Raw genomic sequence first — 16,977 nt, forward strand, 5'->3', positions numbered from 1 at the left:
TTTCTGTAACGAGCTCTAGCTAAACGCAGATTGACATTCTGCAAGAGTATGATAATTTTATCAACTAAATCGATTTACTAAATCGATTTATGTTTTTTAAGGTTACCCTTTGTATGATTAGCATTGGTAACTTCATATGAGGTAAGAAAGTGGAAATTTCGAATATTGAATACCTAGTCATAGTTGCGTATCTCATGCTGATTATTGTCGTTGGCTTTGTTTTTAAACGATTCTCGGCTAACACGGATGATTATTTTAAAGGAGGCAGCAAAGGTACTTGGTGGTTAGTAGGAAGTAGTGCTTTCATGAGTGCTTTCAGTGCGTGGACATTTACTGGTGCGGCTGGAATAGCTTATGAGTCCGGCTTTTCCGCTATGTTTATCTTTATTGGTAACGCCCTTGGTTTTTTCGTTAACTTTCTTTTTATGGGACCTTGGTTGCGTCAAATGCGAGTAACCACATTCCCTGAGGCCATCGCCGGTCGTTTTGGTGAAACAACACGCGATTTCTACGCATACTATGAAGTGCCCGTACGTATCCTTTATTCAGCCATGGCACTTTACGGCCTCGGTATTTTTTGCTCGGCGGTATTTGGCTACGATATTAATTATGTCATCGTGGTCTGCGGTATTGTTGTACTCCTTTATTCTGCTACAGGTGGGCGTTGGGCTGTTATGGCGACCGACTTCCTTCAAGGCTTAATTCTTGTACCTCTAACCCTGATTGTTGCTTGGCTTTGTCTAGATGCACTTGGCGGAATTGATAATTTATTTGCAGAAATAGAAGCGCAAGGTCTTACTGAGCAATACAGCATGGTCAATTCGACTACTCTCTTTGGTGGTGCTTATACTTGGGGCTGGGCGAGCGCCATGATGGCAAAACAGTTTATTGTTTTTAACTCGATGAATGCTGCCCCACGTTATTTTTCTGTCAAAGATGGACGCGAAGCGCGAAAGGCAGCGTTGCTTTGTACCATATTAATGTTGCTCGGCAGTTTTATCTGGTTCTTGCCTCCTATTACAGCTCGTCTTCTATATCCTGAACTGGTGATGTCTTTCGATATCGCTAAGCCAGCTGAAGCCGCCTACGCCGTTGCCAGTATTAGTCTATTGCCCATCGGACTTGTTGGATTGATCGTTGTCGCGATCCTTTCTGCGACTATGAGTTCGATGGACACAGGTCTTAATACGAATGTCGCTATTCTTATAAAAGACATATATCCGAAAATGGCTCGCTTGTTGCGATGGAAGTCAAAAGCAGAATTAGAGTTATTGCATTACGGACGTATTTTGACTTGGGTTATGGGCGTGCTGATTGTTTGCTTAGCGATGTATTTTGCACAACAAGATGGTTCTGGAATATTCGATATTATGTTGCAGGTAGGCACGCTGCTTTCCATGCCTATAACCATTCCTTTGCTACTCGGTATGTTTATTCGACAAACCCCTTGGTGGGCGGCCTTACTGTCGATTGCTTGCGCGCTTGTATTTTCAAGCTTGGCTTTTTTTGAGATGCCGTTGAGCTATTTTGGCTTTTCTCAAAACTACAGTGATAACTTCCAATGGAGTTTTCAGCAGCAATTCTTCGGAGTGTTAGGCACGGGGACATTCGGTTTTCTTATATCAACGCTTTTTGCGCCAGCTAAAGATTCTCCTCATCGTCAAATGGTCGATAAGTTCATTACGAATATGAAAACGCCCATCGACTTTGCAAAAGAAGTGGGTGAGGGCAATGACTTAACACAATTGACACTGATCGGGCGCTTCGGCATTGCAGTCACAGGTTTCATTGCGTTAATGCTGGTGATACCGAATCCTATTGAAGGAAGGCTTACCATTTTAGTGTTGGCGCTGATCATAGGGGCAATCAGTTTATTGATGCTCAGGGCAGGGAAAGCGCCTGCGTCATCAATTAATACTGAAGCGCAACGAGCTGACTGATAGCAGCTCGTTAATGATGCTTGCTTCATTATAAAAATTTCACCTTACAAAACAGGGGTTTACCATGCCTTACTTACTTATAAATGATCAGCTTGATGTATTAAAAGCACAGCTTAATACCACTCGAAAGGAACACCTTACTCGCCTTATAGAGCAATGCCGTTTATATGAAGGGGAAGTGCTTTCAAAAGAGCACCCTCATACCAGTATCACCTATATGGGAATGGCGGCGGCTAATTTAAGCTTAGCTTACCTATTAACTGATCAAGAGCATTACCTCGAAGAAGCAAAACGTTGGATTTTTACAGCGGTTGACTATGATGTTTGGGGTTTTGGATTCTTAGTTGACGTGGATCTTAGTGCGTCGTGGTTATTATATGGCTTGGGATTATCCTATGATTGGCTTAAAGATCACTTGTCACAAGAAGAGCGTGAAAAATTTCTGAATAAGTTGATTCTTCAAGGCAATAAAATATTCGACTATGGCCAAGAAAATTTGGGACATTGTTGGTCAACTAATTATTGGCAAAACCATAACTGGATTAACTATTCAGGCTTGTTGACAACTGCCTACGCAATCCGTGAGGAACATAAAGGCGCGCAAGTTTGGATTGATGAGATTAAAGATAACTTTGAGAAGGTATTTGAATATCTGCCTGAGGATGGATCAAATTACGAGGGGACAGGATATTGGCGTTATGCCATCAATTTCTTTCTTTCTGCTGCTGATTATATTCGCCAAGACGGGGGACCAAACTATTTTAATGCGGGATTCTTAAAGAACTCGTTCGATTACCGTATTTATCAGTGTGCACCGAATTGGGAAGAAAACATTAATTTCGCCGATGTGCATGACAGACGAAGTTCTCATTCAATTTCTGCGTATTATAAAATTGCAGCGGAATACTCAAATGGTCAAGCGCAATGGTTGGGTGAGTTAGTACGCAACAAATTTCTGTTTAGAGAAGCCTATGAAAGTAAAATATTTCCTGGGATCTTGCCTGAAGCTTTTCTGGAATTGATTTGGTATAACCCGGAAATAGAACCGCAGTCTCCTGCAAGCTTGCCGCTAACGAAGTATTTTCCTGATTTAGGGCTTGTTGTCATGCGGTCAAGTTGGGAAACCGATGCGACTCATCTTTCATTTAAATCAAGCCCAGCTGGTGGCCACAAACAATGGAAACTCAGTTGGGAGTTAGACAAAAAAAATGATTGGAAAACACGTAGTTTGACTCACTACCACGTAGATTTTAATCACTTTATATTGATACATAATGGTGCGTCGTTAGCGATTGATGAAGGTTATAACCGAACATCTAAAGCCGAAGTGCATAACTTGATTACGGTCGATGGTACGGGTTGCGTAGGCGAGAAAATATGGTTAGAAGGTGATTTAAGCGACCCACAACGATTTGATTTAAATTGCAAAGGTATTCATAACGTTTGGCGAGATGTGCCAGAGGATGCGATTGCACAAGTAGAGGCTTTTTCAAGTGATAATGGCTATACCTACGTCGTTGGCGAATCAAGTAAGATGTATTATCCCGAGATGGCACTAACACGCAATGCACGGCACATTATTAATAGTGAATGCGGGTACTTTATATTTTTAGATGAACTGGAGAGTAAACTGGAACATACATACACTTGGCGTATGCACTCTGAACGATATGCAAACGAAGTGACCCAAGATCAGTTTGAAATTGTAAACGCTAGGGGAGCTTTAAATGTGTTTACAATGTTCCCCAAGGCGCGTGATACAAAAGTCGATGAAACCCTAGTCGAAGAGATTATGACGCCACAGCGCCCTGATGATATTCGCCGTATCAGTTTGAAAACGTTATTGATTGAGAACCCTGAGAAAAGTAAAAATGCTTATTTTCTCAATGTTTTTCAGCCTAAAGATGCGCTGCAAAGTGGTATCTCTCAGGATATTTCAGTTCAGCGAATCGAAGCTGATAACTGTATTGGTGTAAAAATAACTTCCAAAAAGTACATTGAAACTTTCTTGTTCTCCAGTGAAAACAAGATCGCTTACGGTGAGATTCAATCAAATGCAAAATGGATTTCTATTTTAACCGACAAGACGGGTAAAACAGTTAAAACGACCCATTATGATGGGATAGCGTAGCTGTTTAGAATTAGCTTTTAAGCTGACAGCCTATCTGGGGCAAAGAACGAAAGACCATGCTCACTGAAGTGGTTGGTTATATTGCCCAGCAGTCGTGAACAATTATTTGGAAAGAAATAACATGTTAGATAAATTTAGTTTAGTAGGCAAAGTCGCATTGGTAACCGGCTGTAAGCGCGGAATTGGAAAAGGCATTGCGCTGGGTTTAGCGGAAGCCGGGGCGGATATAATCGGTGTGTCCGCTAGTTTGGCGTCCCACGGCTCAGCAATTGAAAAAGAAGTGAATGCACTCGGGCGAAGCTTCAAAGGATATCAATGTGATTTTGCCGACCGCAAAGCGCTGTACGCATTTATTGAAAAGGTCAAAGATGATTTCCCAAAAATTGATATTTTGGTCAATAACGCAGGAACCATATTACGAGCACCCGCTATAGAGCATGGTGATGAGCTTTGGGATAAGGTTATTGATGTTAATTTAAATTCTCAGTTCATTCTAAGCCGTGAAATTGGTAAAGACATGGTGGCTCGCAAAGCGGGTAAAATTATTTTCACTGCGTCGTTATTAACGTTTCAAGGTGGTATTACCGTTCCTGGATATGCAGCAAGCAAAGGGGCGATAGGGCAACTTGTGATGGCATTATCAAATGAATGGGCTGGTAAGGGGGTGAATGTAAATGCGATTGCTCCAGGATATATTGACACAGACAATACCGAAGGGTTGCGCAGTGATCCTGAACGAGCTGCGTCTATTTTGGCGCGTATACCCCAGGGACGTTGGGGTAACCCAGATGACTTTAAAGGCCCTGCTGTGTTTTTAGCTTCTGAAGCCTCAGCTTACGTTAATGGCGCTATCTTATTGGTTGATGGTGGTTGGATGGGTCGGTAAACGCTAGGTCACTCTAAGGGCGCATTGTGGGTGTAAGATTAATAGAGGCGTGTATTTGATTAAATCCGCAACGTATATTCAAAAAAATTGGGCGTTAGCGTGGCCGTTAGCTTTTAATGCCTTGCTTGTACAGTCTATGTTACTTATTGACACCTATTTGGTTGCGCCTTTGGGGGAATTACCGGTGGCTGCAATGGGCATTGCAGCCACAATAGTGTCGTTTGTACTAGGGATAGAGATCGCTATTGGCAATGGCATTCAACTGCTCGTTGGCCGGGCTGTTGGCTCGAATAGTCGCGCTGACCTTGCAGTTGCTTATTGGTCTGGGCTATTCATCAACAGCGTCACCTCGCTAGTTTTCCTTTTTGTTCTACACTTTTTTGGCACTGAAATAGTGTCGTTCATTACTGATGATGCAGAACTGGCTAAGCTGACTGAATCCTATCTTTCGATTACCAAATATATCGTTTTGCTAACTGCATACACTCAAGTGTGTACTGCTTTTTGCAATGGAAATGGTAAGACACAAGTACCTTTAAAAGGCTTTATGATTGAATTGCCCGTAAATGCATTGCTCAGCTATGTGTTGATAAACGGGCTTGGAGAATATCAAGGATTGGGTTTAGAAGGGGCTGCTTGGGGGAGCTTAGTCGCGGTACTTTTAAGAACGATATTTCTTTATGTAGCCCTAAAAATAGATAGTGAAGTGGATTTAAGGTATCCCCAGAGTCGTTATTTTTGGCGGGAGTTACGGCCTCAATATGCACAGATATACCCTATAGCAGCTAACTTTTTAGTTCTTTCCATTGGGGCGACTGTCTATCAGTTGTTGTTTGCACAACTGGAACTGTACTCCTTTGTTGCTATTACCTTAATTTTCCCTTGGTTACGTGCTGCAACACAATTCCCTAATGCTTGGGCACAAGCGTCAGGCATTACTATCAGTCAAGCGCTGGGTCAAAACGATACCACAGAGCTAAAATTATTTATCAAGCGTTGTACTAAAATAGGCATGACAGTATCTGTCGTTATTGCAGGGCTTTTGTTGCTACTGAGTCAATTTATATTGCTTATATACCCCGATATTGATCCTGACACGCAAACTGCATTAATGGTTATCGCTCCGCTGTACATCGCTTTACCTGTTATTCGGGCTTACAACACTGTTGCCGGTAATATTTTGCGTGCGCTTGGCAATAGTAATCTTGTACTGAAAATTCACTTTGTGACGCAATGGCTTATTTCACTACCGATTTGTGCGCTTCTTATCCTCTATTTAGATGTTTCTATTTTCTGGGCATTCGCCATGATCCCCATTGAAGAACTTCTTAAAACGTTACCCTTTCACCATTTTAAACAGCGCTATATCAGTCGGTTAAATCCAGAATAATCGCCTGCGAACGTTTGATTTAATAACTCTTTGTTAAGCCACATCCACTGATTAAATCATCAACGATACTCACCCACGCCAAGTTACAAACCTAGATGTGGGAATAACAACGGCATTCTTCTAAGACGATCCAGCTTATTAAAAAATTGTATTGAAAGGCAGCAATAAAAGACAGTAGTGCAAGAGGATAAAGCTAGCATGTTTGAATAAGTGGTATGGCGCGTCTGTTGCGTAGCTCATATTGCCCGAGAGAAAAGTAAAGCGGACAGTTCTTATTAGCAATACTAAGCTAAGCCTATTTTTACAAAGCAAAAATAATTAACCCCAGCACTGGGCTGGGGTTAATGGGTTCCTGCTTTAGCACGCTAGTGTGCTTAAACTTTCAGTCTAAGACATTAGAAGCGGTAAGTAGCACCTGCAGTAATACGACGGTCTGTTAGGCCTTGATAACACAACAGCGCACCTTCATTAATACAAGACTGCTCAACTTCAGACTCAGTGATGTTGACTGCTTCAATACCAATATTCAATTGGTCGTTCACATCGTAATTGATGCTGGCATTAAGCTGCCCCCGGTCTTCTTGAACCACTGGGAAACCCCAAGGAAGGCTTGAAGTACTGCCGAAGTCAGTTGAACGGTACGCTTCACGCCATGTGTAACGCATACGAGCTGAAACACCATATTTTTCGTAATAAAGCGTAAAGTTATAAGCATTTTCAGATAGGTCAAGTAAGCCTTGCACGGCTGTGACGTCTATATCATCAACACCCGTAGACAATGCAAATACTGTGTTCGCACGACTTGTTGCGCCATTAACCGCTTCGCCACCTGAGAATTCTTGAATGGTATAGTTAGCAATAATACCAAAACCAGATGCCCAACCTAACTCATCTTCAAAGCTTGCCAAATCATATTGAAGTGCAAACTCAATGCCTTTTTGCGTGGTTTCCCCAGAGTCATTGATTTGAGTCGTGGTCGGTACACAAACACCCACACCTACTTCAGGGCCAAAAACGTTTACATCAGCGATAGGGTTGAAAATACCGCCGCCTTCACACGGGTCGGTCAAGTCACGATAGCCCGTGACAGAATCTTCAAACGGGTTCGATTGTTGTTGTACGAACAGATCGGTACGTTTTTTATGGAAAAACCCAACACTCAGTACACTGGCTTCAGCGAAATACCACTCAGCTGATAAATCAAATGAGGTTACTTCTTCAGGCTGTAAGCCAGGGTTACCGATTGAAACTGCCGGGTTAGGGCTTGTTGAGAAGGTAACAGAGGTAGATAACTCATTAAAATCAGGTCGACGAATATCTTTACCCCAACCAGCGCGAACCACTACATCATCATGTACATCAGCCACTAAGTTAATTCGAGGTAACACAAAGTTATAATCACCCTCTGTTGTTACTTGCGACACTAATTCGTTGCCGGCGCCATCTTGGGTAATAGAGTTACCAGTTGATGTAACGTCAGTTTGTAAATAACGTAAGCCAAAGTTACCGCGGAACATGCCATGTTCAAAATTAGCTTGCGCATATAAAGCGTGGGTTTTTTCTTCGATATCAAAGAAACCAGCTGAGCTTGATGTAGGCGCATCAATTGAAACTGAACCCCCATGCTCATCGATAGCATTTTGCAAAATAGCTAATGCACCATCTGGGTCAGAGGCAACACGTTCTGCATCAAGAAGTAAGAAGTCACGAACATATAACTCGCGACCATCAGCATCATTAAAGTTGTTAGGTCCTGCTACAAGAAGCTCAGAGAAGAGATCGCCTGAGGGGCTATCAGCGATATCTCGCAAACCTACGTTTGAGCTAATTTCATCAAGCAGACTGGTTACTTTACTGTAACGGTAACCCACATCGACTGAGGTAATTATGCTATCTATATAGTAGGTAAAATCAGTACGAAAAGCATCTTCGCCATTTTCAGACTTATTTCGGCCGATATTAACGTCACGTAGTACAACGTTAGCAGGGTCAAGCAATTGCTCTGAAGTGGGTGCCGTTGCATCGCCTGTTGGAATACCAAAGGCTAGTGCACCGCCGGTAAGGTCATATATAAACGGTGTGCCATTCTCATTTGAATCATAAAGATCAACCCAATCAGGATTATCCGCATTGGCTGCATTTAACTCAGCATTTGCTAATAAGGTAGCTGAATCAAGAGGAGAATTAGGGTTGATAAAGTTAAGTGTCGTATTAAAGCTAGGCGTCGTAGTATCAGAACTCGATGATGCTAGTTCAACACTGAATTTAAGGTTTTCACCTGTCCATTCACCGCCTAATCTGTATATTTCACTTTTAGTAATACGAGAGTTGGTGTCGCCAGAAAAGCGCAGGTTACCGTCTGAGCCGTCAGCATCAAGTGGAATAACACCTTGAGTTGCCGCTTGTATACTGCCTAGATTCACGCCATCTAAAGACCCGAAGTTAACGGTTTCAAATCCAGTTGGAGTGGCAATATCTTTAAGGCCGCTGATACCTGATGCTTGAATTCTTGAGCTTTCTTGTCTGCGTTCTTGATCGTTAATAACGACATCAAAGAAAAACTTGGTATTGTCATTGGGTGCGAATTCTAACGTACCTGCAAAGTTTTTGGTTTCATATTCATAGTTATCGTAATCTTGCACGAAGAATTGAATAGGTAAATAATCGAAAGATTGCGCACTATCAACGCCACTTGCTGAAGCGACTGAGTTATCGCGGTCTGCACGAGGACGAAATGCTGTCACGTCCTGTTCAGCGTAACTAACACTAAATACTGCACCGAATCTACCCGCGTCTAGCTCCCAGTTGTCACCAAAGGTGCCTGATAATCTTGGCGTAAATGTGCTATCGGTTGAAAGGCTACTGTTCTCACCTTGTACTCTTATTGAAGCCAATGTTTCGTCCAACTGTAATGGACGAATAGTTCTTAAATTTACCGTACCACCAACAGACCCTTCAATGGTCTTCGCTGAAGGCGCTTTGGTTACTTCAACTGCAGATATAATAGCGGCTGAAACATCTTCAAAATTGATACCGCTACGGCCAGAGCCAGATCCTACCGTAGACACACCATTAATTTCGGTACGGTTTGCGTTAGTACCACGGATTTGTACACCAGTACCAACACCTGCTGTTCTTGTAATTTGGACGCCAGTAACGTTCTCTAGAACCTCAGCTAAGTTTTGATCGGGTAATTTACCTATATCTTCTGATTGAATAATTTCAACCAAGTTGCTCGCATCGCGTTTTTCAGCAAGCGCGTTTGTGAGAGAGCTACGTATGCCGGAAACTTGTATTACTTCGGTTTCATCGACCTCAGTTTCCAGTTGGTTTTGTTGAGCCAGAGCCGAGGATGCGAAATTCAGCGAAGTAGCTGCTAAAACCGCTAAGGATATTCTAGATAGTTTGTGCGTCATTTTGTGTCTCCGTGGGCAGCGATTAAAGAGCCTCAATGAATCCCCCTAACACCACTTCGTTAATTTATAGTTTTTGCACCTCGCAACATCAATATTACATATGGTCTGCAAAACGCTAACAAGGTTGTTACAAAAGTATTCTAAAAAAACAAATTGGTCAACCCTTAGTCTATTCTAATCAGGTCTTTTGAAAACATTTTGGTTATACCAGTTTGAGGCGCATTGGTTTACCAATATGTAATTGGGATTATTGCGGCAAGATAAAATCTATAAAAATCATTCTCTTATTTGTTTTTTATTCTAAATTTACAGACTTGAAAAAGCGCTATATTTAGCGCGAATGGGCTTATTTATTTTTTACTTTTATTCGATGGGCTGGACATCAATATAAAAATGGTCATAATGATTTCGTTAACAAATAAGCAACTATTAAGACCTATTGGTAATAGACATGACGATTTATCCAAGCATGGAAAATAACTGGCAGGCGGACGTATCCCAGTTGTGTATATAGCTTTTCTACCATTGAGCACGTTGAGTTAATCAGGGATAGATTCAAAATTGGTATTTATCTTATGCGATAAACGTTTCGTTAACCTGTCATATATTGAGCCTTTCAATAGCCTGTGAATGGCTCACACATAAAAAGTAGATTTTGATGAAAATAGAACGATTAAGTATAGACACCTTACGTGAACTTTCGGCCGCTATAAAAAGACCGAGTTACGAACCTGCTTCTATAACCTCGGGTATTGTTCATTTTGGTGTCGGTAATTTTCATCGCGCTCATCAGGCGGTGTATTGCGACACATTGCTGAATCAGGGGGAAACAAAATGGGGCATCACAGGAATTTCAATGCGTTCGCCCGGCATGCGAGACAATCTCACCCCGCAGAATTATTTATATACATTAGCTTCATTAGGTGAGGCTACGAGTTACCGTATTATTGGTGCAATTCAAAATATATTGGTGGCTGCAGAATCGCCCCAATCAGTGATTGATGTAGTAGCAGACAACCAAACTCAACTGGTCACTACCACGATAACTGAAAAAGGCTACTACCTAACGAGTGGACAGATTGATCTGAGTAATATCGATATTGCCCAAGATCTCAAATCACTTAATGTGCCGCAAACGGCTTATGGTTATCTGGCCGCTGCATTGATCAAGCGGTGTACAAACCAAAGCAGTCCATTAACTATTCTATGTTGCGATAATATGCATGCGGGCGGCGAACATCTTCTGAGTGGCGTGCAGATTTTATTGGAACGTCACAGCCCAGAGACACTAAGCTGGGTTAAAGCAAACGTGGTTTTTAGCTCATCAATGGTCGACCGAGTGACTCCTGCAACCAATCAACAATTAAAAGACCAAGTGGCAGAGCAACTTGGGGTATTCGACGCCGCGCCGGTTGCTGCAGAACCATTCACTCAGTGGATTATTGAAAACCGTTTTGCTGGTGTGCGTCCTCCCTTTGATCGCGCAGGTGCGCTTTTCGTTGATGATATTGCACCTTACGAGCGAATTAAACTGCGCTTCTTAAACGCTGGGCATTCCATACTGGCAGCGCTAGGTTATCTGGCCGGTGATCAGTTTATTCATGAAGCATTGCGACGCCCAAGGCTTGCGCGATTTGCCGAACAGGCACTCAAGCTAAACGTGATGCCTGTGACACCTGTTCCAGAAGATGTCAGTGGCGAAACTTATATCGATCAGGTACTCGCGCGCTTCCGCAATGGCAACCTGCCTTACGCTGTATTGCAGGTTGGTACCGACAGTTCACAGAAGATTCAGCAACGATTGTTGCCTACCATTGATGATGCGCTTAACCATGGGGATGATTCATCTTATCTGGCTTTTGCTCTTTCGGCTTGGGTCTGCTTTATACGCAAAGCGCTGCTAAGCGATGATCTGAATGACCCTATGCGAGATGCATTCGCCGAGGTCATATCCAAGAACGATTCTGACGATGTAGAGCGCTTTCTTAAATTAGCAGGTGCGGACAAGTTTAGCTTTTTCAGCGATGCCCATTTTATGGCGTCGGTGCAACAATTTCACCGCAATATTAATGAAGTTGGCATAGAACAAGCGATAGATACTTTTTTTAATACTTAAAATAGAGAAACGATTATGCGCGAATCTTGGAGATGGTTTGGACCAAGCGATCCTGTAACCATAGAAGAAATAAGACAAACGGGTGCCACCGACGTGGTCAGCGCTCTGCATACAATACCAACTGGTGAGATTTGGACTAAGGAAGCTATTCGTCAGCATCAGTCATTAATAGAAGACTGCGAAGCTGATCTTGCGCCGCTTAAGTGGAGTGTGGTTGAAAGTATACCTGTTCATGAGGACATTAAATTAGCGCGTTCTGGCCATGAGAAATATGTGGAGAACTGGATAATATCCATGGAGAATTTGGCCCAGTGTGGCATTAAAACCATTTGCTATAATTTTATGCCTGTTATCGATTGGACCCGCACCGATCTTAACTTTAAGCTTCCCAGTGGTGCTTATGCACTGCGTTTTGACCAGAAAAAATTCGCGGCTTTCGACCTCTATATTCTTAAGCGCGAAAATGCTGAGGTTGAATATAGTGCTGAAGAAATCGCTGAAGCCAAGCAAGTTTTTGATGACATGTCTGAAAAAGAACGGTCGAATTTAACGAATAATATTATTGCTGGTTTACCGGGCAGAATGACTGATAGCTATGGTATCGATGATTTTCGCGCGATGCTTGCTAATTATAAAGATGTTAGCAGTGATGTGTTGCGCAAAAATCTATTCGCGTTCCTTTCTAAAGTGCTACCGCGGGCTGAACAAATGGGCGTTAAGCTAGCTATTCACCCAGACGATCCTCCCCGAGATATGTTAGGTCTGCCGCGCATCATATGTACTGCTGATGATTTAGAATTGCTGTTTAAGGCTCTGCCTAGTTCGTCAAACGGTATTACGTTGTGTGTCGGTACCTATAGCAGCCGCCCCGACAATGATTTGCCTGCTATGGCGAAGCAATTCGGGCCCCGCATTCACTTTTCACATTTGCGCGGTGTAAGTCGTGATCCTGACGAACAACGTTCTTTTTTTGAGGCCAGTCATCTTGATAGCGATATCGACATGGTGCAAGTGATAAAGGAATTGTTAAACGAAGAAACAAGGCGTTCAAACGAAAAACTGATAGAGCAAAATGCTGAATATCAGGACATCTTTATCAGGCCTGATCATGGTCACCAAATGATGGGGGATATTGGTAAAGCCGTAAATCCTGGTTACTCGGGCATTGGGCGACTAAAAGGTCTTGCTGAAGTACGGGGTGTGATTCGGGCGCTATCCGCTCAAAAATAGCAAAATCATTATGTAGCAGGTACCGTCTTATTTTGAATGTGTACCTGCAAATTCTTACGAATTGTATCGCTTAAGTAAAGATTAAATTCGTCATTCTCTGGTTATGTTAACTGCCGGTACACACTAAAATGAATAATATAAAAACGTTTTTTAAATCGTTACTACCCGGAATATTCTTGTTTGGATTTACCGTCGGCACGGGCAGTGTCACTGCGATGGCAAAAGCTGGCGCAGATTACGGCATGTCCTTGCTTTGGACCATTTTTATCTCCTGTGCTATTACCTATTTTTTAATTCATTTATTTGGCAAGTTTACCTTGGTCACGGGTTTGACGGCGCTGCAATCATTTAAACGGCATATTCACCCAGCGGTGAGCATATTTTTTATTGTCGCGCTTACCACCCAGATATGCGGAAGTGTTATTGGCGTGATGGGCATTTTAGCGGACGTCTGTTTCGAGTGGTCGAAGAATTTTATTGATGGTGGCATATCCCCGATCTATTTTGCCCTCTTTTTCATCGCCTTTGTCTATATGATTTTTTTAGTTGGAAGAACGGAAGTATTTGAAAAAGTATTAGCCATTTTTGTTGGCATTATGGCCCTATGCTTTTTAATTAATTTTATTATTTTAATGCCCCCCGCTATAGACATCTTAAAAGGCATGGTTCCCAATGTGCCCGATACTGGGGCAGATAAAAACTCATTTCTAGTGATAGCGTCTATGGTGGGAACCACAGTTTTTTCTGGGTTGTTTATATTACGCACCATTCTTGTTAAAGAAGCCGGTTGGACTATGGCCGACTTGAAGACCCAAAATAGAGATGCGCTGTTTTCGGCATTTTTGATGTTCATTGTTAGTACCTCAATAATGGCCGCTGCAGCTGGCTCCTTATATATTAAGGGGATTACATTGGTAAACGTAACCCAAATGATTAACCTGCTGGAACCGCTAGCGGGCTCTGCTGCCGTGGCTATTTTTACTATCGGACTGATAGCTGCTGGTGTGTCGTCGCAGTTCCCTAATGTGGCATTGCTACCTTGGTTACTGGACGACTTTCATGAACGTAAGCCAAACCTTAAGAGACCAAGCTATCGAATTATGGCGTTAGTCATCTCCTTGTTAGGATTAATCGTACCTATATTTAACGCTAAGCCTATTGCAGTCATGGTCAGCTCGCAGGCATTTGGGGCATTAGTGTTACCTGCGACGGTTGGGTGTATCGTCTACATAGGCAATAAAAAGAGCCTAATGGGAGAGCACAAGTTTTCAACGATAACTAACGTTATATTATCGATGATTTTTGTCTTCGCTTTGGTCATGAGTTATATGAGCTACCATGGCATCCTCTCTACTTTGCAGGCGCTATAACGTGGAAATTAGGTGGGTTGGCATCGTTTTTCAGCCACTTTCGACAAAACCTAATTACGCCTTGGCAATATTTTAAATCTCATGAGCCGGTGGCTTTACTGTGCACTTGAGCATGAAGTAATGGAAATAGAATTATGAATCAAATTATTAAGTTTACTGCTAATCGTGTATGGCGAACGTATCAAGGCGGTAAGCTGCTCGATACGATTGAAGGTAAAGAGACACCTGAAGATTCGAGCTTCCCTGAAGATTGGATTGGCTCAACAGTTCAAGCGCGTAATGTTGGTCGCGAGCATGTGACGGAAGGTTTAGCGATGGTTAAAGACGACGACGGGCAGTCAGTGCCGTTTCGTGATTTACTTAAACGTGATCAGCAGTATTTCTTGGGAAATGCTAATGGCTCGCCACGCTCGTTGGACGATATTCCGCTGGTTAAATATTTAGATAGCGCTACGCGTTTACACTTTCAAGCCCATCCTACTCGGGCTTTTGCTCAAGAGCGACTTGGGTTACCCCGGGGTAAAACCGAAGCCTATGTTATTTTGGAAACGCGAGACGACGTGAGCGACCCTTACATTTACGCTGGTTTTCAGCGTCCGCCTAGTCGTGAGCAATTAAAAGAATGGATTGAAACGCAGGATATCGAATCGATAGAAAGTTGTTTTGACCGCATACCTGTTAAGCCTGGCGACGTGTTTCTGCTGCCAGGAGGTCGTCCACACGCTCTAGGTGAAGGCATACTCATGCTGGAAATTATGGAGCCGTCGGATTTGGCTGTGAGGTTTGAATTTGAGCGCTGCGGATATGTGATCCCCGAGCAGGCAAGATTCATGGACAGAGGGATTGAAATGGCGTTAGATGTATTTAATTTTGAGCCGATTCCTGCAGATAAAGTAGATGCTGAATTTCGTTGCCCCCCTAAAGTTCTTACTACTGATGAGCAAGGTAACTGCCTTGAAGAGCTTATCGGGGCGGACAAAACAAGCTGTTTTACGGTCAAGCGAGCTTCGGTCAATGGCAGCTTTGTGCGCAATGAAGAGGCTTTTTTCTATGGTGTCGTGACAGAGGGTTCTGGTACGCTTCGAATTGGCGATGAAGTGACACAACTGAACCGTTGGGAGCGTTTTTTCTGTCCTGCTGGGGTTAGCAATTTTCAGTATGAATCACAATCGGGCATGTCTATCTTAGAATGTTATCCCGGTAATACTTAATAACCTAAAATATGTGCTATGTGAAAGCGCAATAAACGAGTGAGATTGCTCGCTTATAGGTTGTTCTTGTATAAGTGTATGTCAGCAGGGCTGGGTTAAATCCAACCTTACTGACAAATAAATATAATAACAGTCAGAAACTAGTTGCTAGGTTTCTTGGCGGGTCCTGTGACTAAACGTGAGAAGGATACTTGTGTATAGTCGCCATTTTTCTTATCTGTTTCCCAATCGCCAATACCCAAACATGCGGGATACCACATACCCGGATCATCTTTAATACTGCATTGATCATAGGCACCAGCTTTAAAGAAATTAGCATCACCAGCATATCCATTCGGGTGATCGAGTTTATCAACTTTTCCATTTGCATCGACGTTATTAGCGAGATTGATGGCATAATTTTTTGTACCGTGACGAGCACTGGTGAACGTTAAATACATAGTATTTTGGTAAACATTCACTTCATAGCTAAAAGTTTCGTCAAGGGCAATACCTTGCTCACCAGGGTCAGCTGATTCATCCCATGGCGTTCCCCATACTGAGTAGCTAATGTCTTGTCTATCCGGATTCTCCTTCGCGAGATTTCGTTCGTAGTTCCAAAATACTGAACCGTATTCATGGTCTGGCCATTTTTTGAAATAGATTTTTAAGGGCTCATTGCCATAACCGTAACCTTCGCCTTCGGCAACCAAGGTTTTATCTTTTGTGGCATGAATTTGACCGACTACCACTGAATAAGCAGGGGGTTTATTGGGATAAGTAGCACGTTTAGCCACGTGGTTAACATGCAGAGTGGCTTGTAGATTGCCACCTGTCTGCCCGTATTGGTCAGCACGTTTATTGGCTGCTAATGAGAAGTTATTCGCAAAACCATCACCTCTACTATTTATGTCACCTACGACTTGGTGTAATTCACTACGGGTATTAGATGAGTTGGGGGTAGTGAACGCTTTATTAGGTGTAGCAAACACCATATTACCTTGCGCATCTAAATAGAAATAATCAGGGTGTTGATAAGTTTGTATTTGCTTAACACTGATACCATCGACTTTACCATCATTGTTGCTGTCGGTAGGGATGGTCATTTTCCAATGGGTTAAATCAAATTTATCTGCTGGCACCATAGGTTGTTTTTCATTGGTATTATCAGTTGCATTACATCCTGATAAGGCAAAAACGCATATTGCAATGGCACTGCAAGGGAATAGTATTTTTTTTAAATTCATTATTTATACTCCATTAATGATGATAAAAGGTGTCGAATATGTAGTGGCTAAAAGATAAAAC

The 16,977-nt window shown here is 42.5% G+C and carries 10 protein-coding genes; 8 read left to right on the forward strand and 2 right to left on the reverse strand.

Annotation, left to right across the window (positions count from 1 at the left end; genetic code table 11):
• The first annotated feature begins 149 nt into the window (after positions 1-149).
• From GQR89_RS03150 to GQR89_RS03165, 4 genes are all read left to right on the forward strand, one after another.
• On the forward strand, positions 150-1,940 hold the full coding sequence (locus GQR89_RS03150) for a hypothetical protein (RefSeq protein WP_158768719.1): 1,791 nt from the start codon (positions 150-152) through the stop codon (positions 1,938-1,940).
• A gap of 64 nt (positions 1,941-2,004) precedes the next feature.
• Positions 2,005-4,071 (forward strand): DUF4962 domain-containing protein, encoded by a 2,067-nt coding sequence (locus GQR89_RS03155; RefSeq protein ID WP_158768720.1) that lies wholly within the window; start codon positions 2,005-2,007, stop codon positions 4,069-4,071.
• Between the two features lie 121 nt (positions 4,072-4,192).
• Complete coding sequence (locus GQR89_RS03160; protein WP_158768721.1) at positions 4,193-4,957, forward strand: 2,5-didehydro-3-deoxy-L-galactonate 5-reductase; 765 nt, start codon at positions 4,193-4,195, stop codon at positions 4,955-4,957.
• Positions 4,958-5,012: 55 nt separating this feature from the next.
• On the forward strand, positions 5,013-6,347 hold the full coding sequence (locus tag GQR89_RS03165; protein WP_233269060.1) for an MATE family efflux transporter: 1,335 nt from the start codon (positions 5,013-5,015) through the stop codon (positions 6,345-6,347).
• 395 nt (positions 6,348-6,742) lie between these two features.
• Here the strand turns inward: GQR89_RS03165 and GQR89_RS03170 are convergent, their stop codons facing one another.
• Entirely contained in the window at positions 6,743-9,763 is a 3,021-nt protein-coding gene (locus GQR89_RS03170; RefSeq protein ID WP_158768722.1) for a TonB-dependent receptor, read from the reverse strand.
• Positions 9,764-10,421: 658 nt separating this feature from the next.
• Here GQR89_RS03170 and GQR89_RS03175 point away from each other — a divergent pair.
• From GQR89_RS03175 to GQR89_RS03190, 4 genes are all read left to right on the forward strand, one after another.
• Entirely contained in the window at positions 10,422-11,879 is a 1,458-nt protein-coding gene (locus GQR89_RS03175; protein WP_158768723.1) for a mannitol dehydrogenase family protein, read from the forward strand.
• A gap of 15 nt (positions 11,880-11,894) precedes the next feature.
• On the forward strand, positions 11,895-13,109 hold the full coding sequence (gene uxuA, locus GQR89_RS03180) for a mannonate dehydratase (RefSeq protein WP_158768724.1): 1,215 nt from the start codon (positions 11,895-11,897) through the stop codon (positions 13,107-13,109).
• A 128-nt stretch (positions 13,110-13,237) separates the two neighbouring features.
• Entirely contained in the window at positions 13,238-14,479 is a 1,242-nt protein-coding gene (locus tag GQR89_RS03185; RefSeq protein WP_158768725.1) for an Nramp family divalent metal transporter, read from the forward strand.
• Positions 14,480-14,613: 134 nt separating this feature from the next.
• Complete coding sequence (locus GQR89_RS03190; protein WP_158768726.1) at positions 14,614-15,690, forward strand: class I mannose-6-phosphate isomerase; 1,077 nt, start codon at positions 14,614-14,616, stop codon at positions 15,688-15,690.
• 140 nt (positions 15,691-15,830) lie between these two features.
• Here GQR89_RS03190 and GQR89_RS03195 read toward each other — a convergent pair whose 3' ends face one another.
• The gene (locus tag GQR89_RS03195; RefSeq protein WP_158768727.1) at positions 15,831-16,916 is read right to left on the reverse strand and encodes a polysaccharide lyase family 7 protein; all 1,086 of its coding nucleotides are present in this window, start codon (positions 16,914-16,916) and stop codon (positions 15,831-15,833) included.
• Positions 16,917-16,977 lie beyond the last annotated feature (61 nt).

The sequence above is a fragment of the Paraglaciecola sp. L1A13 genome, from assembly GCF_009796745.1.
Classification (GTDB): Bacteria; Pseudomonadota; Gammaproteobacteria; order Enterobacterales; family Alteromonadaceae; genus Paraglaciecola.